A 22,912-nucleotide genomic window follows, 5' to 3' on the forward strand; every position below is an offset into this window, starting at 1 on the left:
CATTGTCCCCTTTGGAATTATTATTTAGGGGTGACAACTATCCTGCCATAGGGGGGAAGGTATTATAGGGGCTTTCTCTACATATCGTGATCAATGGACAGACGAAGATGTGAGTAAAGCTGTAAGTAAGGAAACACAAGTTATTAAACCAGTATTAGAAGCCTTCGAGCCTATATACCGTCTAGCTATACAGGGTAAAATAGAGAAGCCTTTTTCCTTTCAAAGTTATATGATGACTTATGTTGGTCGAGTACTGGGCGATGAGTTGTCATGGCCTGAAGTTCGCGAGCCGTATCAGAGAATGATTAATAGTTTAAAAGGTGGGTTAACTACAGAAGAGCTCATAGAGAGTATTTACTACAGAAATAATTTACTACCAGAGCATTATGATCAAGCGGTTAAGGAAATTGTAGCAGAGGGTTGGACGCATAATTACCCACAATAATTACTAAGAGTATTTTTCAATAAAAACCGCGAGCCAATCCCAGCTTAATCTAAAGATTAAGCTGGCCTTTCACATTAATAACTTTTATCTTATTCTCATAACGGGCGTTATGGTAAATAAACCTCGCCGCCTACCAATTCATATAAATTACGAATAACTTCAAGACATTAAAAAAGAGATACCGTAGCATCTCTTTTTTTAAATTCATCAGACATGTTATCTTAGTGATGCTCACCCGGTAAAATTCTAGCAAAGGCACGCTGAGCAAGGTTTGGTTTTTTATTGCTAGTCAATCCAGCACGAGTACTTGGGAAAATACGATAACCCATCGATTGAATACCAACGTTAATTGCTGGTGCTAATGAGTAAGTCGCTGAGGCAAATTTACCCATGTTACTGGCAATACTGTTTGGTTTATGGACAATCGCTTTGGCAACCATCATCGCCGCCTCATCCGGCATAAGCGCAGGCATGTAGCGGTATAACTTAGTGGGCTCAATCATCGGCGTACGCACCAATGGCATAAAGATATTGGTAATGGTGACATTATCGCCTTTTACTTCAGCAGCCAAGCAGCGACTAAAGGCATCCAATGCCGATTTTGAAGCGACATAAGCGGCAAAACGCGGGCTATTCGCCAGCACACCAATCGATGATATATTAACAATTTGACCAGTCTGACGTTCAATCATCGTCGGCAAAAATCCAAGCACTATTTTAACGGCGCCAAAGTAATTGATATCCATGGTACGCTCAAAATCATGGAAACGATCTATAGACTCGTGCACCGAGCGACGAATTGAGCGACCCGCGTTATTGACCAAGACGTCTACATGACCGAAATCTGCCAAAATTTGTGCGCTAACTGATTCGATAGCATCCATATTGGTCAAGTCACAAGGATAGTAAGTAGCCTTACCACCAAACTCCTCGATACTGTCTTTAACAGCCTTTAATTTGTCTTCGGTACGCGCCAACAAGATAACATGCGCGCCGCATTCACTGAGCAGATAGGCTGTACGCTCGCCGATACCGCTGGATGCTCCTGTGATAATCACGTTTTTGTCTTTAACCGCTTTTCTGATTGCTTTTTTTGAAGGGTTAGCCATAAAAAATCCTTTTAAAATTAGACTTTCGTTAATATTTGTCTAAATCATAGCAAAGAAATATAGAATAAAGGGAATAAATCAGCAATAAAAACACTTTAACTCGTCGGATACTTTTATTTACTGAATTGTTGAACAATTTATGCTCGGCAGTTGACTTTCACTACCTATTGATTAGCATGTAAAAAGTCTTCGACCACGCGAAACTGCCCAGCGGTACTCTCTTCACCATACATGGCTTGGCGAAAAGCGTTGGAATTAGGGATGCCGGTGGTATACCACGCAATGTGCTTGCGAGCAATTCGGCAGCCTGAATATTCGCCGTAAAACTCATATAGCTCTTGCAAATGCGCTAGGACAATCTCTTTTATCTCGCTCACACTAGGTGCAGCAAGCACTTCTCCTGAGCGCAAAAAATGCTCGATATCGCGAAATATCCACGGCTGCCCTTGCGCAGCACGCCCTATCATCACCGCATCACAACCGGTCAGCTCATAGACACGCTGCGCTTTTTGCGCGCTATCGATATCGCCATTGGCAATCACAGGAATATTAATGCTTTCTTTGACTTCGCGAATCAGCTCATAACGCGCTTCCCCAGTATACATATCCTCACGCGTTCGACCATGAATGGCAATCGCAGCAATACCCGCCTGCTCTGCTCGCTTGGCCACGCGCAAAATATTTTCGCGGCCATTTTCAAACCCCAAACGCGTTTTTAAGGTCACAGGAGCATCAACGGCTCCTACCGCCGCATCCAGTAAGCGCGCGACCAAATCTTCGTCTTGCAAGAGCGCAGATCCTGCCAATTTACGGCACACTTTTTTGGCCGGGCAGCCCATATTGATATCAATAATCTGCGCGCCATTATCAATCTGATAACGTGCCGCTTCTGCCAATTTATCCGGTTCTGCGCCCGCTATCTGCGCAGAAATAGGCGCTATTTCGTTATCAAAATTGGCGCGGTAGAGCGATTTTTTGCGCGCATAAAGTGCAGTATCAGCGATGATCATCTCACTAACGGCATGCCCTGCGCCAAAGGATTTACAAAGTCTACGAAACGGATTATCCGTCACGCCAGCCATCGGGGCGACCATCAGACGATTTTCAATCGTCAAGCCGCCAATAACCAAGGGCTGCAATAAAGGATGGTCATTATTAGCTTCTGCTGATGCTTGATTAGACACGGGATTATTTATAAGCATAAAAAACGGCTTGATTCGTAGTGAAAACAAGCCGTTATTCTAAGGGTTCTTAACTTTATTGCAAGTGATAGAGGCAATCATTTGCTTAGCGCACGTCAAGGAAAAAATGCCTATTTATCAAAAACACTGCCCTGCTCTAAGGTAATATCATTATCATGTACTTGCATACGCCACGGCAAAATGTCAGGAGATATATTAATAAAGTGCAAATATTTTTCAAACTGATCAATAATATCGTTAATCACTGAATCTGATTGATAGCCATATAAGTCATAGGTTTGCCCGCCGCGGCGTAGATAAACTTCCGCCCGATAATGATGCTCTTGCGGCAGTTTACTCGCCATCTCTTCCGTATAATAATCTGGTACTTCATGCTCTGACAAACGCACTTCATACCAAAACTCGACGTTATCGCCGCCCCTGAGCTCAAATACCACGCGGTCATTGACTTCATCAAAATTCACCTCAGGCAACCAACCCGTTTCTGCAAACTTTTCAGCAACCTCATGCATCGACGATAAAACCGTTCCTTTAATATAACCCAAAACTTTATCGCGCGTTGGCTGCTGGGTTATATAGTCAATGCGGTCACGCCATGCATCTAGTTTCAACAGATGCGGCGGCAGATGATTGTCACTGGCCAGGCTTTGATTGCGATGACCTTCGATACGCAGCGCTCGCCACATGCCAAACATCGCAATCAAAATAATAATCGTAAAGGGCAAGGCGCTAACAATTGCCGCTGTTTGCAGCGCTTGCAGGCCACCTGCTAAGAGCAACGCCGAGGCAACAACGCCAAGTATCAATACCCAAAACGTACGCTGCCATGCCGGCGTATCACTACGGCCGCCCGCTGCGAGCGAGTCAATCACCAATGAACCTGAATCGGATGAGGTGATAAAAAAGGTAATGATAAGTACCACAGCCAGTACAGATACCACTTGGGTAAACGGTAGATTCTCAAGCAGTTTAAATAATGCAATCGCTTGGTTATTTTGCACTTCAGTAATCAGCGATTCATAGCCTTGAATCATAATCATATTTAGTGCTGTATCACCAAACACCGCAAACCAAAAGAAAGTAAAGATGGTAGGTACTAGCATCACGCCAACGATAAACTCGCGAATGGTACGACCACGACTAATTTTGGCAATAAAAATACCGACGAAAGGCGACCAAGAAATCGTCCACGCAAAAATAAATAGCGTCCAACTGGTAATCCAATCGCCTTGCTGATACGCCTGCAGACTAAAGGTACGCTCGACAATATTACCTAGATAACTACCCGTGTTTTCCATAAAGGCGTTGAGAATAAATATCGTCGGCCCTACCGCAAATACAAACAGCATCAGCGCCGTTGCCAGTATCATGTTTAAGATAGATAAGCGTTTGACTCCTTTATCCATACCTGCAAGCACTGATATCAAGGCCAACCCCGTAATCAAGACAATGGCGATTACTTGCACGGTTGTATTGACTGGAATGCTTGGTAATAGGTAATGGAGTCCCGTATTTATTTGCGACACTGAAATGCCAAGACTGGTGGCCAAACCAAATAAAGTACCCAAAATGGCGAACACATCAACCGCATGACCAATAGGTCCATGAATTTTTTCACCGATGATGGGATACAGCGTCGAGCGCATCGATAGCGGCAAACCGTGACGAAAAGCAAAATACGCCAAGGTTAAAGCGACCACGCCATTAATTGCCCAAATATGAAAACCCCAATGGAAGTAAGCAATCTGCATGGCTTCTTTTGCCGCAGCTATAGTTTGTGGCTCTGATAGCGGCGGCGAGGCAAAATGCGTCACTGGCTCCGCTACCCCATAAAATAGCAAAGCAATCCCGTACCCTGCCGAAAACAACATCGCAAACCATTCAATAAAATTGTACTGTGCCTCACCATGGTCAGGCCCTAGTTTGATACTGCCATAAGGCGAAAATGCGAGCACCACCACAAACATCAAAAACAGCGCGGTTGCTAGCATATAAAACCAGCCGAATGTCTCGGTGGTAAACTCTAGTACTTGGACAAACAAACCACTCGCCAGCTGTGGGTTGACCGATGTCCCCACTACCAGCAATAACATGACAATGGCCGTCGGTATAAATACTGGCATCAAAATAGTAGAGCGAGGTTTACTCATAAAAAATACTCAAAAAATCTTAAATTTGGGTATGCGTCTAATTTAGGTATGCGTCTAATATTGTTATATAACGCCCAGTTATTCAAATAAATTTTAAATCACTGAGCCAATAGTTACATTACCTAATGATGGTAAAAAATATTGCTTTGTTTATTAATATTGAAAAACATCGCTATTTAACGAAAAAAGACAGCTGCTTAGCTGCCTTTTTTATCACACGAATACACATTTATTTATCGAACACACTGCCTTGCTCCAGCGTGATGTCATCATCATGTTGCTGCATACGCCATGGCAAGATATTTGGCGAAACATTGACAAAGTGTAGATACTTTTCAAATTGATCGATAATGTCATTAATCACCGATTCAGACTGATAGCCATATAGATCATAAGTCTGACCACCACGGCGCAAATAGACTTCGGCGCGATGGTGATGCTCTTGTGGTAATTCATTGGCCATATCTTCGGTGTAATAATCAGGCACCTCATGCTCTGACAACCGCACTTCGTACCAGAACTCCACATTATCCCCGCGTCTTAATTCCAGTACCGCGCGATCATTAACCTCATCATAATTAACCTCAGGTAACCAACCTGTTTCGGCAAATTTCTCTGCCACCTCATGCATCGACGATAACACTGTACCTTTGATATAACCCAGAACTTTATCGCGCGTTGGCTGATTGGTCATATAATCAATGCGGTCGCGCCAAGCATCCAATTTCAATAAATGCGGCGGTAAATGATTGTCGTTGGCCAAACTCTCATTACGATGACCTTCGATACGCAGCGCGCGCCACATGCCAAAGGTCGAGATCAAAATAATCACCGCAAACGGTAAAGCACTGACGATAGCGGCAGTTTGTAATGCACTCAAACCACCTGCAATAAGTAACACTGCAGCGACTGCACCCTCAGTGACGACCCAAAACGTACGCTGCCACCATGGCGTATCGCTACGTCCACCCGCCGCGAGCGAGTCAATCACTAATGAGCCCGAATCCGATGAGGTCACAAAAAAGGTGATGATTAACACCACGGTCAATGACGAGACAATCTGGGTAAATGGTAATTGCTCTAACAGCTTAAATAATGCAATAGCTTGGTTGTTTTGCACTTCACTAATCAGCGCCTCATAACCATCGACCATAATCATATGCAGAGCGGTGTCACCAAATACAGAGAACCAAAAGAAAGTAAACAGCGTTGGCACTAGCATCACGCCAAGGACAAACTCACGAATGGTACGACCACGACTAATTTTGGCGATAAATAGCCCAACAAAAGGCGCCCAAGCAATGGTCCATGCAAAAATAAATAGTGTCCAGCTACCGATCCAATCACTCGATTGGTATGCTTGTAAACTAAAGGTACGCTCGACGATATTGCCCAAATAGCTGCCTGTGTTTTCCATAAAGGCATTTAGAATAAATACTGAAGGCCCAACAATAAACACAAATAACATCAAAGCAGTGGCAAGCACCATATTTAAGATAGATAGGCGCTTTACCCCTTTGTCCATACCGGCTAATACAGAAACGAGTGCCGCCGCCGTCACCAACGCAATGATAATAACTTGCACCGTGGTACTAACTGGCACCGTATTTGGTAACAAATAATTTAGACCCGCATTAATTTGCGCGACCGATAATCCCAAACTGGTGGCGATACCAAACATAGTACCGACGATCGCAAACACATCAACGGTATGCCCGATAGGACCATGGATTTTGTCACCGATTAGTGGATAGAGCGTTGAGCGCACGGACAATGGCAGACCATGCCGAAACGAGAAATACGCTAGTGACAAGCCAACCACACCATAAATCGCCCAAATATGAAAACCCCAGTGAAAATAAGCAATTTGCATCGCCTCTTTTGCAGCTGCAATAGTTTGCGGTGTGGACAGGGGTGGACTGGCGAAATGTAATACTGGCTCTGCAACGCCATAAAACAGTAAGGCAATGCCATACCCCGCTGAGAATAGCATGGCAAACCATTCAAGGAAGTTATATTCAGCATCCGCGTGGTCAGGGCCCAACTTAATACTGCCATACGGCGAGAAGGCTAAGGCAATAATAAACATCAAAAATATGGCAACTGCCAACATATAAAACCATCCGAAAGTATCGGTGGTAAAAGCCAGAACTTTGCTGAACAACTCACCCGCAGCTTCAGGGTTGAGGGCTGTGCCAATCACTAATAACAACATAATGGTTGCGGCTGGCACGAATACTGGCAACAAAATAGTAGAGCGAGGTAATTTACTCATAAAAAATGATGTCCTCAAAAAATAACAATAAATATGAAAGCTAAATACAACAAGAGAAGTAAGATCGCCTACTTTATAAATTTGTATGAATAGAGGCAGTATCTCGTTCGGCTCTTATTAAACCGTTTATAAAACAAATATAATTTTTATCACACTCTCTGCAAAAACCCTAGGCAAGTGCCTGACTCGTAACACTATTTTAACGTTTGTTACATGACTATTACTCAGCAATAAAAAAGGCAACTTGTTAGCTGCCTTTTTTTTGATGATTGCATTATGAATGGTCAATTTAAGACATTAAGGATTAATAGCGCCTGCTAACTGTTTCGCCATCTCAGCAAGCTCACTTTGATCTGCTTGCGTGACCGCATGACGACCTAGCTCATGAATGCTCGATGGAATTAGATGCACATGGTAATGAAAAACAGTTTGTCCGGCTTGTGCGCCATTTAACTGCATTTGAATAATACCCTCACGCTCGAATACTTGACGCTGCGCTTGCATGACTTTTTTGGACGTCATCAGTACTGCTGCGGCATATTCTGGTTCAAGATCGACTAAATCAACGGCTTTTTGCTTAGGAATGACCAGTACATGACCTTTTGCTTGCGGCATGATATCCATAAAGGCGAGGGTTTTGTCATTCTCATAAACTTTATGATAAGGGATATCACCGTTAAGCATTTTGGCAAAGATATTATTATCATCGTATTTGGTTTGGGTATCTTGACTCATTTTTATTCCTTAACCTTTTATTAGTAATTAGTTGTCATCAATTGGTTGTCAGTACTAAAGAGTAAATAGCTCAGCAAATATAGTGGACGAAATTTGGATTGAGTACAAGTGGCTGATACATTCACTAGCCACTTTCAATTTTACTGGGTTTTGCTATCAACAATTCTATAAGTGATACGATTAATTTATTGGCGAGCCGTGCGCTTTAAATGTTATATTAATCCTCTATTTTAATCACCTCAGGTTTATGGATTTGACTGCCTTGCCAACCCAATTATCCCAATCATCAAACACTACTGACGCTCATAGCGACCACGCTCATGACACTATGAGAAATCATACTGCGGTTAATGAAACGCTTGAAGATAGCGCACCGTCAACCATGTCAAGCATTGAGCCAAACGCCATTATCTTAGCTGAGGCATTAACTGATAAGGCAATCAGTTGGCGTATCCATAATTGTAAAATCAGCAAAAAAATCATGACGCAGGATATGCCACTGCCCTTTTTGTATCATTACGACAGTTTAGATGACAGCATTAAACAGACTTATCCATTAACACCTGCCCTACTTGCCCAGTTTAATACCCCCATGACAGCTGACGAGGCGGCGAAACTTATCGGTATTGATAAGGCGCTAATCACCAGCCCTTGGCATGTCAAAGTGATTGGCTCATTGGTGGTGTTTAGCGAAGCGCTGCAATTGGCCGTACGCCTGCATTGGACCAATACTGGTAAAGACACCCAGCAAATTTATACCAAAGATGAAGCCGATGCGCTTACTGCTGCTTTTAAAGAGTGGCAGTTTTTTGGTCGTATCGATGTGCTTTATAAGAATACTAAGCAAACACTTATCAGTATTGATGAGCACGCCGAAAACGATAAACAGCTACTGACTATTGCTGCCAGTCCTGACTATCAATTCTTGCCAGCGCCTCACGCCTTAGTCGTCATCGCCAAACTTGAAACCGATAAAGCCGATTTGCCTTGGTTTGAGACCGCTATTTTAGAGCGCCTCGTTTAAATATTGACCCTCAAGTCTTTATGATTATTGGTTAATGATTTTCAGTTATCCATATCTAATGGTATGGTAACGCCTTAGTATTATTCACTAGTACTCACATGGCATAAAAAGCACACTATCCGTATGACAGCGGATGCTGCAGACGTTTATAAATCTCGCTTATTTGTAAGGAATATCACATGGATTATCGCTCAAAAACTTCTACTGGCGGTCGTAATATGGCCGGTGCGCGTGCCCTATGGCGTGCAACGGGTATGACGGATGGCGACTTTGGCAAACCGATTATCGCCATTGCCAACTCCTTTACCCAGTTTGTCCCCGGTCACGTGCATCTAAAAGACTTGGGGCAACTGGTGGCGCGTGAGATTGAAAAAGCGGGCGGCGTGGCAAAAGAGTTTAATACCATTGCGGTCGATGACGGTATTGCCATGGGCCATAGTGGCATGTTGTATTCATTACCAAGCCGTGATTTGATTGCAGACTCGGTTGAGTATATGGTCAACGCCCACTGCGCCGACGCCCTAGTCTGTATTTCTAACTGCGATAAAATCACCCCTGGTATGCTGATGGCAGCCATGCGCCTCAATATCCCTGTTGTTTTCGTCTCTGGCGGCCCGATGGAAGCGGGCAAGGTCATCGCTAGCACTGTCGCTCATAGCCATAATAATGATGGTGGCAGCGATGTGCACACGACCGATAGTAAAGGCAATGCGATTCGTAAGCTTGATTTGGTCGATGCCATGATGGATGCCGCTGACGATAATATCAGCGATGAAGATGTTTTGGCCATTGAAAGCTCGGCTTGCCCAACTTGTGGCTCATGCTCTGGGATGTTTACCGCCAACTCAATGAACTGCTTGACCGAAGCATTAGGCTTATCATTGCCGGGTAATGGCTCTCTATTAGCCACGCATTCGTTACGCCGCGAGTTGTTTTTAGAAGCGGGTCGCACGATTGTATCATTGGCCAAGCGCCGTTATGAGCAAGACGATGATTCGGTATTACCGCGCTCTATCGCTACCAAAGCCGCTTTTGAAAATGCGATGAGCTTAGATATTGCGATGGGTGGCTCGACCAATACTATCTTGCATCTATTGGCTGCCGCCAATGAAGCGGAAGTTGATTTTAAAATGCATGATATTGACCGCCTAAGCCGTAGTGTCCCTTGCCTGTCGAAAGTCGCTCCTGCTTCACAAAAATATCATATGGAAGATGTCCACCGTGCTGGTGGTGTGATGGCGTTACTTGCCGAGCTTGACCGTGCCAGTTTACTGACCACCGATATCCCAACCATTCATAGCGCAAGCATGAGAGATGCTATCGATAAATGGGATATCATGAATCCTGATAATACTGAGGCACGTGCGCGCTATATTGCCGCTCCTGGTGGCGTCCGTACCACGCAGGCCTTCTCGCAATCAAAAGAGTGGCCAAACCTTGACGTCAATCGTGAGTCGGGCTGTATTCGTAGTGCTCAGCATGCCTATTCAACCGATGGCGGCTTAGCAGTACTATACGGCAATATTGCTGAGCGCGGCTGCGTGGTTAAAACCGCAGGCGTCGATGAAAGCATCTTAGTCTTTACCGGACGCGCACGTATCTTTGAATCACAAGACGCTGCCGTAGCCGCCGTGCTTGATGACCAAATTGTCGCCGGCGATGTGGTCATCATTCGCTATGAAGGCCCAAAAGGTGGGCCTGGTATGCAAGAAATGCTTTATCCAACAACTTATCTTAAGTCTAAAGGTTTGGGCAAAGAGTGTGCGCTGCTCACAGATGGTCGTTTCTCTGGCGGCACCTCAGGCTTATCCATTGGTCACGCCAGCCCAGAAGCAGCTGAAGGTGGCGCGATTGGTTTAGTACAAGAAGGCGATACCATTCATATTGATATCCCGAACCGTACCATCAATATGCAAGTCAGCGATGCCGAGCTTGCTGCGCGCCGTGAAGAGATGGAAGCGCGTGGACGTAACGCATGGAAGCCTGTGAGCCGTGAGCGTCACGTCTCGCCTGCGCTGCGTGCTTATGCAGCTATGACTACCAGTGCCGATACGGGTGCCGTCCGTGATGTGAGCCAAGTTGAGCGTTAAATAAATCTGTAAACGCAATGATTTATCACTAACCTTATAGAATTACCCAAAGCCTGCGCCATGCAGGCTTTTTTTCACCAAAAAACAACGCTACCGCCGTTCTGTTAACGTTTTTTTGCGGTAATAAAAAGCATTTGCGCTCATTATTAATAGCGATTAAACCTCTTGTAACTTTATCTTTTTAAAACCAAAAAATAGCGTGCACCAAACTTATGATTGAAAACTATAATTTATTCTTATTGGTCTGCGGTATTGCCTTTTTATTCGGGGCACTGTTTCCTATTCTTTTTAAACGTACGCCCATCTCGCTGCCCATGCTGCAAGTAAGCTTTGGTCTACTCATGGGCTATTGGTGGACCAGTTTATCTTTTTTAAACCCGATGGATAACGGTTTAATCATAGAAAAACTGACCGAAATCGTGGTATTGGTTTCGCTGGTTGGTGCAGGTATCAAGATAGATACTGAGCTGTCGTGGCACTTATGGCGCCCGACTGTGCGCTTACTACTTATCACCATGCCGATTGGTATTTTTGCCATGGCGCTCTTAGGCTATTATGCTTTTGGTTTGACATTAGGCGCGGCCATCTTGCTCGGTGCCGTACTGGCTCCGACCGATCCTGTGCTCGCCTCTAGTATCCAAGTCGGACCGCCCAATACTGGCGGCGAAGATACACCGCGCTTTACCTTGACCTCAGAAGCAGGGTTAAATGACGGTTTGGCGTTCCCGTTTGTTTATCTGGCGATTAAGGTCGCGGAAGCTTATAGCGGCGGGCAGCAGTTCACAGGTGAAATGCTGTGGCAATGGTTTACGACTGATGTGCTGTGGAAAATTGGCGCAGGTTTGGTAGTCGGGATTGTGGTTGGTAAATTACTAGCAAAATTGGTCTTTTCAAAATACTGCCACAATATCACCATCTCTCAAGGCTATGTCGTCATAGCTCTCACCTTGCTGGCCTATGGTTTGGCAGAATATGTGCACAGCTATGGCTTTATTGCAGTATTTGTCGCCGCCTTTGCTTTTCGGCGCTCGGAGCGTGAACACAGTTATCACCAAAAGCTGCACGATTTTGCTGAGCAGTCAGAAGGCTTACTGATGTCCTTAGTTCTTGTGGTTTTTGGTATGTTTTTAGGTCAAGGACTGCAAGCTGGCGTTGAGCTGACATGGCGCGTCTATATCGTCAGCTTTACCTTTTTATTATTGATTCGACCGATTGGCGGATTAATTGCTCTATCAGGATTAAAGCTGCCCTATACTGAAAAATATGCCATTTCTGCCCTCGGTATTCGTGGTATTGGTACCTTATATTATCTGTCTTACGCCCTCAATCAAGGCTTCTTCGATGAAGTAGACGCTGTTAAACTTTGGATAGTCTGCTCAATTGTCATTTTGGCCTCTATCTTTATTCATGGTTTGATTTCCCCAAGGTTGCTTAAGCTCACGCCTAATAAGCCGCGCCATGGGTAGTGGGTAATTTCGGACGCCTACCTCAGTACTTTTGTTAGTTATAGTGTTGCTACTTATCCCTTAAGCACCTGTATTTCTGTTTTTCATACTGGCAACAAGAATATTGAGGTACGCTAAAGCTGCATATCTACTAGATTTCAGCGTCAATCAAATCTAATACCGCTTCCGTCAGCGCAAACTGGCGGACGTCATTGAGCATTGTTACATCAAAATTATGGATAAAGGCAAACGACAATTGCCGCGCAGGATCACACCACGCAACCGAACCGTTATAGCCCATGTGCCCAAAACCTTGCGCGCTCATATTAGAAGCTTCACTTTGACAAATCCTAAACCTGCGATGATAGCCCAAGCGCCAGTTCATTTTCGCCGGCATCACCGCATCCATGCCAGTGGTTTGCGGGGTTGAAAGCTGCTTAAATGTTGCGTCATCAATCAATGTCTGCCCCTGCCAGCTACCGCCATTGGCTAGCATGGCATAAATAGTCGCTAATGCTCGCGCTGACGCTACGCCGTTAGCAGCGGGAATGATGGCTTGTAGCGTCCGTTTATCGTAATAATCGATAGGTTGTTTATTAGCCAACACAAGAGCCGATTTATAGTTTTTTAGATTAAGCTGGCTGTTATTAAAGTATAAACGGTTAATTTTTGCTGTATCCAAATTAGGCATCTCATCGGCCATTGCGCTTTCATTTTCGCCTGCTTGATTGGTTAGCGCTCTTTTTTGCCAACAAGTATAGCTTGGTAGGCTTGAATAAATGCGCAAAGTATTTTCAGAATCCGCTCTTAACACGGGTTTGCTACGGCGAGGGCGCGCTTGCGACAGCTCCTGATTACTTATTTGCTGGGCTGCGTGTTCGTCTTTTTGGAAATATTTAACCAAATGAGCAACTTCATCTACTTTATTGTCTGGCACCCCAAAATAACAGCTGTCTGCAATTCCTAGCGGCTCAGTCAAATAGTGACGCAGCGCTGTGGCTAATGACATATGGGTAACGGCTTCTATCACGCCGCCCAGTACCCAACCGTAAACCAAGGCGCTATAAGCGCTCTCATATAACGCGCTGTCTTCAGGCGCTGTTACTGGCATAGCAGCAACCTTTTCTAGCATGAGCTGCCAATCGAGCACTGTGTCGTTATCGACATCGATACTTTGAATCGAAAACAAGTTGCTCTGATGCGACATGACGCTACGTAAAGTAATCTGTTCTTTTCTTTGTGCGGCAAAAGCAGGCCAATAATCCGCAATCGCTCGGTCATAATCAAGCATATGCTCGGAGACCAACACATGCACCAATGTCGCCAACACCCCTTTCCCTGTTGAAAAATTCAGCGATAGGGTATCGGGGCTCCATGACAAATCCGCGCGCGCTAGCCCGACACTGGCTTGAGCAATACATTGCCCCGCTTGATAAACAACTAAAGCCCCACCCGCTGGTGCGTCATCAAGCTGCAAATCTGTTAGCAATTGTTGTAATTTTTGCTGCATAACAGGATTAGTAGACGTATTGACGTTTTGATTATTAGCTTTCTCATTATTATTTTTCATTCTTCACTCGCTTTATTTATAAAAATGTTTCTTATATCCAAAAAACTACTTAACTATTTAGCTACTTAATGACGAAATTCGCTCATAAAAAAGGCAACCTATTGGTCGCCTTTTTTTGTTGCATGTCGCTCATATGTAGCGCGTACAGTTTGCCATACATGGTTAGTATGCCATGAGTCTAGCGTGGAACCAATAAACGATTATGAACCTCTTCTTCCAGCTTCGTCAAACCATGACTGCGCCCGCGCTCCATTGCCGTATCCATTTTGCGTCCGCGTAACCAGCCCGCACGCAATGCTATCGCTGCACCAGCGCGATTACCAGAACCACAGTGCAAGACGGTTTTTTTGCCGTGGTACTGACGCAAGATGTTATCAAACGCCAATATATTTAACTGTTTTAAATCCTTGGCCCCGCTGATAGGCAGCTGCTCGTAATACATACCAGCGCGCTCTACCGCCGCGCGCTCATCGAAATTTAGCTCATCATCTGGCTGCAAGTTAAGCACCAACTCAACGCCAGCCGCCGCTAAAGCAGCGACTTTTTCGTCGTCGAGGGCGCCGCACACGATGGTGTTGTCATCAGGGCGAAAATACGGCTCAAACATATTTTCTAAATCGATACCGTTATCTTTAGCAGTAGCTTCATCTATCGTAGCTAAGTTATCGGACTCAGCTACGCTTGTTGCATTGTCATGTAAAGTCATAGTGAATAATTGGTTAATAAAATATAAAGGTTAAAAATATGGCGCAATCTATTGATTTTCGCCTTGCAGTTTAATCACCCCAGCAAGATGCGGCTTGTCGTTTTTAGCACTAAATAAGCCAAATTCGCAAGTATCGGTTGGGCTCTTTAACTGCGCTATCGGCTCAGCGATCAACTCTACTTCTGCTGGCAAAAAGATAGGCAGCTTAAATGATACATTGACCGTGCAAGCATCTGGTAGCTCATCCATCAAGGCTAGACATTTAGCTTTTGACCACATGCCGTGGGCGATGGCTTTTGGAAAACCAAATGCGCGTGCCGATAGTGGGTGCAAGTGGATAAGGTTAAAATCCCCTGAAACAAACGCATAACGACGGCCGATATCTTCTGGTACTTCAAAGATACTGTGCACGCCTTCTTCATTCACTAAAGGCTTAACGGTCACTGGACGCGGCGTGCTTTTTTTATCTTTGCTACCTGATTTTTTGCCACGTGACAAATAAGTAGAAGTGCCTTCCCAAATAACCTCATCGTCTGACTTAACGGTGGTGACAAAATCAAACTGCTGGCCTTGCGCATGGTCGCGTAGATTATCAAACTTCACCGCCATCGCTACCGTTTCACGCTCACCGATAGGACGATACTGCGTCACGCTATTATCCACATGCACCAAACCTAGCATGGCAAAGGGAAATGGCTCTTTGACCATCATATTCATTTGTAACGTCTGTGATAAAACAGAAAAATAGGTAATCGGTATTTTGCCATTGTCGGCGAAACCACAAATCTTACGATAATCGTCAAGATTGCTTTGGTCGATGTGCAAATTATCTACATAATACGTCGCTTGTGGCAACTGATCGCGGCTGACCTTTTCGTTATTACCAATAGGCAATAAGCTCTTGACGATATTGGCATAGGTGGTATGCGCTTTTGGCAACGCATCATAATGTTTGTCTGACATAATAAATCCTAAATGGGGTTAAGCTAACTGAGGCTGGAGCAAATTATCTGGCTACCTGTAAACGGCGATGCATGCGTTTATCTGCTGGTTCATTTACTGTTTTGTTTATCGGCTCTTTTACTGGCACATGCTTTTATTCATACCTGTTTTTATCATAAAAAAGCCACCCTTGGGCAGCTTTATTACAATTTATCAGCAATTTTTCGTAAGCATATGTGAGGTCCATTTAAAAACCTCATACACCCTACTTACTTAATACAGGCTTGCTCACTATGATTTAGTCATTTATCGAGCAGTATTCTGCCTCTATTTTACTGAGTATGCATCCAACAAGCTATGCACCCAACAAGCTTTGACCGCAAACACGTACGATATTGCCATTTAGACCACCAGAAGCTGGTGACGCAAGCCATGCAATGGTTTCAGCAACGTCGATTGGTAAGCCGCCTTGGCTCATTGAGTTCATACGACGACCAGCTTCACGAATGGCAAACGGAATCGCTTCTGTCATTTGCGTTTCGATAAATCCTGGCGCTACAGCGTTGATAGTCATGCCTTTAGAGCCATCTTCTAGCTGCTTAGCAGTCGCATTTACCAAACCAATGACGCCCGCTTTAGAGGTGGCATAGTTACTTTGACCTAGATTACCAGCGATACCTGAGATAGATGAAACGCAGACGATACGTGCATGGTCTTTTAGCACATCATTATCGAGCAAGTAGCGGTTTAGCTTGGCAATACTGCCCAAGTTGATGTTGATGACCATGTCCCACTTTTTCTCATCCATTTTTGCCAGTGTCTTATCACGGGTCACGCCAGCATTATGAATAACGGCATCTAAACCGCCACGCTTTTGCGCCGCTTCTGCGATTTCTTTGCCCGCATCTTCACTAGTGATATCAACGGTTAATACTGAACCACTGATTTCGCTGGCGACTTTTTGTAAGTCCGCTTGCTGCTGCGGTACATCAAGACAGATAACATGGGCGCCTTCGCGTGCCAACACACGAGCGATGGCTTCACCGATACCGCGACTTGCGCCAGTGACCAGCATAGTTTTACCGCCTAAAGGCTGCGTCCAATCGACATCAACGTTGGCGCCATTAGTCACACGTACCACTTGTCCTGACACATAAGCTGAGCGCGCTGAGGCAAAGAAGCGTAACGTTGAGTCTAGGTTCTTTTCAGCGCCTTCTGCCACGTAGATAAGCTGGGCGGTGATACCGCGCTTAAACTCTTTACCAACAGATTTCACAAAACCTTCAAGCGAGCGCTGCGCCAATGCCGCTTCAATATCTGTTAGATCTTCTGGTGGACGACCAATAACGATAACGCGACCTGATTTTTCAACGCGGCGCGCCACGGCATGAAAGAACTCATACACTTGTTTGAGCTCATCAGCATTGCTGATATTGCTGGCATCAAACAATAAAACTTTAAATTTGTCATCGCCGCCGGTATTGGCTTTGGCTTTCACGCCTGCATCAGCCAGTGCGTCTTTTACCGCATCACGGCTGTTTACAAATACATCAGCGTGCAGGTCTGACAAAATACGGGCAACTGATTCGCTGATGGCAGTATTGTCGCCATCAGCACGGCCAACCAATACACTACCGCGTACTGATGGCTGTCCACTATCAAAACGGTCTAGCTCTACTGGCATTGGCAAGCCTAGGTTTTTTGCCACTTTTCGGCCAATAGAAGACTGCACAAAATCACCATAACGGTCTGACATAATATAATCCTATAATTAATGAGAAGAAAAAAATTATGGTGGTGTTCTAAAAAGTATGCTGATTAAAATTTGAACAATTTTTAAAGCCTTGAAAGCCCTATAGAATCAGTAAACTTAGCATAGATTTTTTATTGACTTTTATAGCCAGCATACTTTTTAGAACACCACCAAAATTATTAATATGAGTAAACAGGTTAAAAACTGCTCTAACTATACACTTCCATGCAAAACAAGTCCAAAAGCTGCGCCTGTCTATCATAATCTGTAGACAAGCCAGTATACAAGATAGCAACTTTTTCTCGCCTTAAAAACACCCCACTTATGTTAAAATCTAACGTATAAGTTATGGCAAATGCATTTATAGATAACAATATATTATCAAAAGCGCCGTTATGCAATGTTATTAATCAATACTAACCAGTATAATCAGTAGCGTTTGATAGTTAGCATTGAAGGCATGAGCTTAAAATTAGCGTCACATCGTTTGCTAAAGAGATACAGTAAGCGCGTAAAAAGCGCCTTATGCTAACCTTCTCTGCCGTGTACTATGTTTTTCTCTTTTATTTTTATTTTGTTTTTCCCTTTTATCTTCTACCCATATTTTTTAAGGATAATATTATGAGTACTAAAAACAATCACCCTGATAGCCCTGTTGTTGAAACGACCGTCGTAAAAGCTGGTGATAGCCAAAATACCGAAACAGCGACTGACGCAGCAACTAAAAAAGCAACAACTGAAGACGCCAAGCAGCCAAATGTTTTTGACACAATGGCAAATTCAAAAGCGGCTGAGCCAAAAAAAGCGGACGATAAAAAGTCTGATACAAAAGCAGCGGATACGAAAACAGACAGCTCTAATAAAGATAATTCTAAGAAAGACGAGTCTAAAAAAGATGATTCAAAAAAGGAGAGCACCGCTGAAAAAAGCTCAAAAGACAGCAGAAGCACTACCGCTACTAAAGATGATAGTGCGGCTAAAGATGCCAATAAAAAGACTGACACAGCTAGTACAAAAACAACTGCTACGACCGCTAAAGAATCGAGCAAAACTGGCCTGAGCTCGGGTCAACATCGCGTCGCTATCCTAGGTGGCAACCGTATCCCGTTTGCGCGCTCAAACGGTGCTTATTCTGATGACAGCAATACTGACATGCTAACTGCAGCATTAGATGGTTTGGTTGAACGTTTTAACTTACAGGACGAAAAAGTCGGTGAAGTCGTTGCTGGTGCGGTGATGAAATTGAGCCGTGATATCAACTTGACGCGTGAAGCAACGCTAAGTACTGCCTTGAACCCACATACACCAACGTACGATATCTCACAAGCTTGCGGTACTGGCTTACAAGCAACCTTTGCTTCTGCTAATAAAATCGCCCTTGGTATCATTGATTCGGCGATTACTGGCGGTGTGGATACCACCTCTGACGCCCCTATCGCGGTTGGCGATGGCTTACGTAAAGTGCTAATCAAATTGGGCGCGGCTAAAGACAACAAACAACGTCTAAAAGCGCTAATGGGTTTAAATCCTAAAGATTTGATCGACTCACCACAAAATGGCGAGCCGCGTACGGGTTTATCCATGGGTGACCATCAAGCGATTACCACCCTTGAGTGGAACATCAGCCGTGAAGATCAGGATGAGCTTGCCTTTAACAGCCATAAGAATCTAGCACGCGCGTATGACGAAGGTTTCTTTGACGACCTCATCACGCCATACAAAGGTTTGACGCGCGATAACAACTTGCGCCCAGATACGACGTTAGACAAGCTTGCTAAACTCAAACCCGTGTTTGGTAAAAAGAACGCCAACCCAACCATGACAGCCGCTAACTCTACGCCGCTAACCGATGGCGCCTCTTGTGTGCTATTGGCTAATGACGAATGGGCCAAAGAGCGTGGTCTTAAGCCACTAGCGTATATCGTTCATCAAGAAACGGCTGCCGTTGACTTTATCGGTAAATCTGGCGATAAAGAAGGTTTACTCATGGCGCCAGCTTATGCGGTACCGCGTATGCTTGAGCGCGCTGGTTTAACGCTGCAAGATTTTGACTTCTATGAAATTCATGAAGCGTTTGCCTCACAAGTGTTATCAACGCTAGCAGCTTGGGAAGATGAGAAGTTCTGTCAAGAGCGTTTGGGTCTTGATGCGCCACTAGGCTCTATCGATCGTAGCAAGCTAAACGTCAATGGCTCATCACTTGCCGCAGGTCATCCATTTGCCGCAACCGGTGGTCGTATCCTAGCCACTGCTGCCAAATTGTTAGACCAAAAAGGTTCAGGTCGCGCGCTTATCTCAATCTGCGCCGCTGGCGGTCAAGGCGTTACTTGCATCTTAGAGAAATAGAATTCTCACTGATGTAATTAGCAATAAGCCATTAGTTAAATAAATAGCGTTAAGCTTTTAATACGCCCTTTAATCCAACGATTAAAGGGTGTTTTTTTTGGGGCTGAAAAAAGTATGAAAAAGACTGCAACAAGTAAACACGGCATACTCATAGCGTTATTGTAAATGTGCTAGAGTAATAAACCACATATAGAACTATCATAATGAATAATAACCTTAAAAATATTGCTTAGGAGCTTATTATGAGCAAAGGTCCCTCATCGATTGACCGACAAACCTTAAATACCTCAAAGCGGCAAGCGCGGTCAGCACTCGAACAAGACAGCTTTATTACCCGTATGGATAAAGAAGTGTTTGGCGATGAGCTGCGACGCAAAATGCATCAAGATTTGATCGACAGCTATGACGAAGAGCTGGAAAATGAGATAGACGATTACGTGCGCGACTTTCGTTTTGATGGCCGCGCGATGAGTGAGCAAGAAAAGCTCGATCGGCGTACTTATTTTGAAGAATTACTGCGACTACAGCGAGAGCTTATCAAACTGCAAGATTGGGTGGTCGAATACGGCGAGCGCATTGTGGTGATATTTGAAGGGCGCGATTCTGCGGGTAAAGGTGGCGCTATCAAGCGTATCACTCAGCGTCTAAACCCGCGTGTTTGCCGCGTTGCTGCGCTACCCGCACCAACCGAACGCGAACAGTCGCAGTGGTATTTCCAGCGTTATGTAGCGCACTTGCCCGCCGCTGGCGAGATTGTCTTGTTTGATCGCAGCTGGTATAACCGTGTGGGCGTTGAGCGCGTCATGGGATTTTGTACCGATGCCCAGTACGAAGAGTTTTTCCAATCGGTGCCTGAATTTGAGCGTATGCTGGTGCGCTCAGGTATTCGCTTGGTCAAATACTGGTTTTCGATTACCGATGACGAGCAGCATTCGCGCTTTATGAGCCGGATTCATGACCCACTTAAGCAGTGGAAGCTGTCAGCGATGGACTTACAATCACGTCGGCGCTGGGAGGATTATACCAAAGCCAAAGAGACCATGTTTGAGCGCACCCATATCCCTGAAGCGCCGTGGTGGGTGGTCGAAGGCAATAATAAAAAACGCGCTCGGCTAAACTGTATCGCTCATTTACTTGAGCAAATCCCCTATAAAGAAGTACCGCGCGATGAGATTGAATTGCCCGAACGCAAGCGCGATGATGAATATTACCGCGAGCCAATTCCCGATGATATGTACGTGCCACCACGCTATTAGCTAAATGCATGCACGTATAGTCAAAATATTCTAAAAATGCGACGGTATTGCTGATATCTATGTTACTTTTCACTCACTATATCATTCAATAAAATATGCCGCATAAAAAAAGCAGCCTTATAAATATAACGGCTGCTTTTTTATTTTTCGCTAAATTTATTATGCTAATAGCAAATACATTTCAAGCTCTGTAAAAACACTACATCGTATAAGTCGACTGCAAGCTATCAAGCTTACCGGCCAATAAGCGCTCGACCTCGTTTTTGATTCTTAGCCCAGCGACATCAGTGCCTATTTGCACCGCAAAACCCGCTGGACGGCCGCTTTGGCTTTTTGAATTGATCCAAACCACTTTACCATTCATCGGTAAGCGTTCGCTAGAATTGGGCAAAGTGACAACAATAAACACTTCATCGCCCAGCTTTTGGGTTTTATCAGACGGCACAAATAATGCGCCATTGGTCACAAAGGATAAGTAGCTTGCGTATAAGGTTTCCATATCTTCAATATGACAGGTTAAAATCCCGCCACGTCCTGGCATTGCCATAGTCCGCTTCCTTTATAAGTGAGGTTTATTTTTTAATCTGATTTATAAATAAGCCAATTCTTGCATCAGCTTATCATAAGCGAATTTTTCTTGCACATTTTGTTGTAGAGCGGTTTTTATTTCTTGCATACTATTTATAAAGACCTCTAACCCGCTTTCAGTAGGTTGATGACTGTGTAAAGACGCTGGTAAATCAATATCCTTTTGCAGCGCATCAAGACCCAAGCATACGCGGCGTATATCAACGAGCATTAGCTCCGACAATTGAATAAACTCGCTTATACTAAGCTGGGTCTGCCAATAGTCGCTTGCCGCTATGCTACTACGCTTGCCGCTACGCAGCGCTTGCCACGTTGTCAGCCATAGTGCGCGCTTGCTATACCATGGTGCTTGCGCAAGGGCGACCGCGGCTAAAGGCGCGCCATTTGCCAACTGTATCAGCTGCTCAATGGCCGCTGTGCCGACCGCCTCACGATTGACCGTACTGCCTAAAGCATGAGTCACATAGTCAACTGCAACAGCAGGTTCAATGGTCTGTAGTGCCAACTGCTGAACACGGCTTTTAATCGTGGGTAACAGCTGTGCCGGAGTATCACTGATGAGGAATAAATGTACTTGGGCTTGCGGCTCTTCCAAGGTTTTGAGCAACGCATTAGCAGCTGCAATGGTCATTTGCTCTGCGTAATCTAGCACACATATCCGCATGCCCTGCCCGCCTTGATAAATAAATGGCTGCAGAGCACGGATATCATCGACCTTTATTTTTAACGCAGCGTTATTAGCAGCTTTGGCAGATTTTTTGTCTTTTGCGCTGTTAGTTGCTGCTTGTTTAGCATCAGCATGTTCGGCACTGACTGGCATACTAATAAGTGGCAGAACTTGTAAGCTTGGATGCGTCCCCGATCTGAGCCATTGACAACTCTCGCAAATACCGCAAGCGCCAAGCGGATTGTGCTCGCGCTCTCGGCATAATAACCACGCCACCAAACGCCAAACAAAAGCGCGCTTGCCCATGCCCTGCATACCAGCGGCTAAAAGCGCGTGCGGCAAAGACTGCTGCGGCATCAACACCCGCTTGGTCAGCTGTGACCATAGCTCGTTTTGCCATGGCAATAGCGGTGCAAAATATATATTATCCGTCAAAGGCAATGCGCTAGTCATTTCAGTTACCTCATTCACGATCATCGCTCAATACCTTAAATACGTTCAATACGCTTACAACCTTTGAGTAACAAACAATCCTACTCTATTTAATAAAATACTTGGTGGTGTTCTAAAAAGTATGCCGGCATCAGACGTAACCATAATTGATGTAAA

General features: G+C 44.7%; 17 protein-coding genes. 6 read left to right on the forward strand and 11 right to left on the reverse strand.

Annotated elements, in window-relative coordinates; translation table 11 throughout:
* Positions 1-109: 109 nt before the first annotated feature.
* Entirely contained in the window at positions 110-445 is a 336-nt protein-coding gene (locus JFC07_RS11155; protein WP_198329062.1) for a hypothetical protein, read from the forward strand.
* Positions 446-666: 221 nt separating this feature from the next.
* Here the strand turns inward: JFC07_RS11155 and JFC07_RS11160 are convergent, their stop codons facing one another.
* From JFC07_RS11160 to JFC07_RS11180, 5 genes are all read right to left on the reverse strand, one after another.
* A complete protein-coding gene (locus JFC07_RS11160) occupies positions 667-1,554 on the reverse strand; it encodes an SDR family NAD(P)-dependent oxidoreductase (RefSeq protein ID WP_144297610.1) in 888 nt (295 codons plus the stop codon).
* Positions 1,555-1,718: 164 nt separating this feature from the next.
* Positions 1,719-2,756, reverse strand: a complete 1,038-nt coding sequence (gene dusB / locus JFC07_RS11165; protein ID WP_198329063.1) for a tRNA dihydrouridine synthase DusB — start codon at positions 2,754-2,756, stop codon at positions 1,719-1,721.
* A 110-nt stretch (positions 2,757-2,866) separates the two neighbouring features.
* Positions 2,867-4,906, reverse strand: coding sequence for a BCCT family transporter (locus JFC07_RS11170; protein WP_198329064.1), 2,040 nt, complete (start codon positions 4,904-4,906; stop codon positions 2,867-2,869).
* A gap of 229 nt (positions 4,907-5,135) precedes the next feature.
* Entirely contained in the window at positions 5,136-7,181 is a 2,046-nt protein-coding gene (locus JFC07_RS11175) for a BCCT family transporter (RefSeq protein ID WP_102076737.1), read from the reverse strand.
* 297 nt (positions 7,182-7,478) lie between these two features.
* Positions 7,479-7,916, reverse strand: a complete 438-nt coding sequence (locus tag JFC07_RS11180; protein ID WP_068408230.1) for an HIT family protein — start codon at positions 7,914-7,916, stop codon at positions 7,479-7,481.
* Positions 7,917-8,163: 247 nt separating this feature from the next.
* Between JFC07_RS11180 and JFC07_RS11185 the strand changes: the two genes are divergently transcribed.
* The 3 genes from JFC07_RS11185 to JFC07_RS11195 all read left to right on the forward strand — a co-directional run bounded on the left by JFC07_RS11185 (position 8,164) and on the right by JFC07_RS11195 (position 12,496).
* The gene (locus JFC07_RS11185) at positions 8,164-8,940 is read left to right on the forward strand and encodes a hypothetical protein (RefSeq protein ID WP_068408232.1); all 777 of its coding nucleotides are present in this window, start codon (positions 8,164-8,166) and stop codon (positions 8,938-8,940) included.
* 179 nt (positions 8,941-9,119) lie between these two features.
* On the forward strand, positions 9,120-11,030 hold the full coding sequence (gene ilvD / locus JFC07_RS11190) for a dihydroxy-acid dehydratase (RefSeq protein WP_068408234.1): 1,911 nt from the start codon (positions 9,120-9,122) through the stop codon (positions 11,028-11,030).
* Between the two features lie 212 nt (positions 11,031-11,242).
* Positions 11,243-12,496, forward strand: coding sequence for a cation:proton antiporter (locus JFC07_RS11195; protein WP_198329065.1), 1,254 nt, complete (start codon positions 11,243-11,245; stop codon positions 12,494-12,496).
* Between the two features lie 130 nt (positions 12,497-12,626).
* Here JFC07_RS11195 and JFC07_RS11200 read toward each other — a convergent pair whose 3' ends face one another.
* The 4 genes from JFC07_RS11200 to JFC07_RS11215 all read right to left on the reverse strand — a co-directional run bounded on the left by JFC07_RS11200 (position 12,627) and on the right by JFC07_RS11215 (position 17,449).
* A complete protein-coding gene (locus JFC07_RS11200) occupies positions 12,627-14,045 on the reverse strand; it encodes a serine hydrolase domain-containing protein (protein ID WP_198329066.1) in 1,419 nt (472 codons plus the stop codon).
* 178 nt (positions 14,046-14,223) lie between these two features.
* A complete protein-coding gene (locus JFC07_RS11205; protein ID WP_198329067.1) occupies positions 14,224-14,751 on the reverse strand; it encodes a protein tyrosine phosphatase family protein in 528 nt (175 codons plus the stop codon).
* A gap of 48 nt (positions 14,752-14,799) precedes the next feature.
* A complete protein-coding gene (locus tag JFC07_RS11210; protein WP_198329068.1) occupies positions 14,800-15,714 on the reverse strand; it encodes a MaoC family dehydratase in 915 nt (304 codons plus the stop codon).
* 334 nt (positions 15,715-16,048) lie between these two features.
* Positions 16,049-17,449, reverse strand: coding sequence for a 3-oxoacyl-ACP reductase (locus JFC07_RS11215; protein WP_198329069.1), 1,401 nt, complete (start codon positions 17,447-17,449; stop codon positions 16,049-16,051).
* Positions 17,450-18,217: 768 nt separating this feature from the next.
* On the opposite strand from JFC07_RS11215, the gene JFC07_RS11220 reads away from it, so the two are divergent.
* Both JFC07_RS11220 and ppk2 read left to right on the forward strand, forming a co-directional pair.
* Positions 18,218-19,792: an acetyl-CoA C-acetyltransferase gene (locus tag JFC07_RS11220; protein ID WP_225211676.1), complete on the forward strand. Its 1,575-nt coding sequence runs from the start codon at positions 18,218-18,220 to the stop codon at positions 19,790-19,792.
* 242 nt (positions 19,793-20,034) lie between these two features.
* Positions 20,035-21,048: a polyphosphate kinase 2 gene (gene ppk2, locus JFC07_RS11225; protein WP_263612369.1), complete on the forward strand. Its 1,014-nt coding sequence runs from the start codon at positions 20,035-20,037 to the stop codon at positions 21,046-21,048.
* A gap of 199 nt (positions 21,049-21,247) precedes the next feature.
* On the opposite strand, the gene JFC07_RS11230 is transcribed toward ppk2, so the two are convergent.
* Entirely contained in the window at positions 21,248-21,595 is a 348-nt protein-coding gene (locus JFC07_RS11230) for a PilZ domain-containing protein (protein WP_198329070.1), read from the reverse strand.
* Positions 21,596-21,637: 42 nt separating this feature from the next.
* Entirely contained in the window at positions 21,638-22,756 is a 1,119-nt protein-coding gene (locus JFC07_RS11235) for a DNA polymerase III delta subunit-related protein (protein WP_198329071.1), read from the reverse strand.
* Between the last annotated feature and the right edge of the window lie 156 nt (positions 22,757-22,912).

Origin of the sequence: Psychrobacter faecalis (assembly GCF_016107575.1) — a bacterium.
GTDB classification, from domain to species: Bacteria; Pseudomonadota; Gammaproteobacteria; order Pseudomonadales; family Moraxellaceae; genus Psychrobacter; species Psychrobacter faecalis.

Bases quoted from the DNA above. Each gene is read 5' to 3' on its own strand.
- JFC07_RS11160 (WP_144297610.1), bottom strand. From the start codon at position 1,554: ATGGCTAACCCTTCAAAAAAAGCAATCAGAAAAGCGGTTAAAGACAAA.
- dusB (WP_198329063.1), bottom strand. From the start codon at position 2,756: ATGCTTATAAATAATCCCGTGTCTAATCAAGCATCAGCAGAAGCTAAT.
- JFC07_RS11170 (WP_198329064.1), bottom strand. From the start codon at position 4,906: ATGAGTAAACCTCGCTCTACTATTTTGATGCCAGTATTTATACCGACG.
- JFC07_RS11175 (WP_102076737.1), bottom strand. From the start codon at position 7,181: ATGAGTAAATTACCTCGCTCTACTATTTTGTTGCCAGTATTCGTGCCA.
- JFC07_RS11180 (WP_068408230.1), bottom strand. From the start codon at position 7,916: ATGAGTCAAGATACCCAAACCAAATACGATGATAATAATATCTTTGCC.
- JFC07_RS11185 (WP_068408232.1), top strand. From the start codon at position 8,164: ATGGATTTGACTGCCTTGCCAACCCAATTATCCCAATCATCAAACACT.
- ilvD (WP_068408234.1), top strand. From the start codon at position 9,120: ATGGATTATCGCTCAAAAACTTCTACTGGCGGTCGTAATATGGCCGGT.
- JFC07_RS11195 (WP_198329065.1), top strand. From the start codon at position 11,243: ATGATTGAAAACTATAATTTATTCTTATTGGTCTGCGGTATTGCCTTT.
- JFC07_RS11200 (WP_198329066.1), bottom strand. From the start codon at position 14,045: ATGAAAAATAATAATGAGAAAGCTAATAATCAAAACGTCAATACGTCT.
- JFC07_RS11205 (WP_198329067.1), bottom strand. From the start codon at position 14,751: ATGACTTTACATGACAATGCAACAAGCGTAGCTGAGTCCGATAACTTA.
- JFC07_RS11210 (WP_198329068.1), bottom strand. From the start codon at position 15,714: ATGTCAGACAAACATTATGATGCGTTGCCAAAAGCGCATACCACCTAT.
- JFC07_RS11215 (WP_198329069.1), bottom strand. From the start codon at position 17,449: ATGTCAGACCGTTATGGTGATTTTGTGCAGTCTTCTATTGGCCGAAAA.
- JFC07_RS11220 (WP_225211676.1), top strand. From the start codon at position 18,218: ATGGCAAATTCAAAAGCGGCTGAGCCAAAAAAAGCGGACGATAAAAAG.
- ppk2 (WP_263612369.1), top strand. From the start codon at position 20,035: ATGAGCAAAGGTCCCTCATCGATTGACCGACAAACCTTAAATACCTCA.
- JFC07_RS11230 (WP_198329070.1), bottom strand. From the start codon at position 21,595: ATGGCAATGCCAGGACGTGGCGGGATTTTAACCTGTCATATTGAAGAT.
- JFC07_RS11235 (WP_198329071.1), bottom strand. From the start codon at position 22,756: ATGACTAGCGCATTGCCTTTGACGGATAATATATATTTTGCACCGCTA.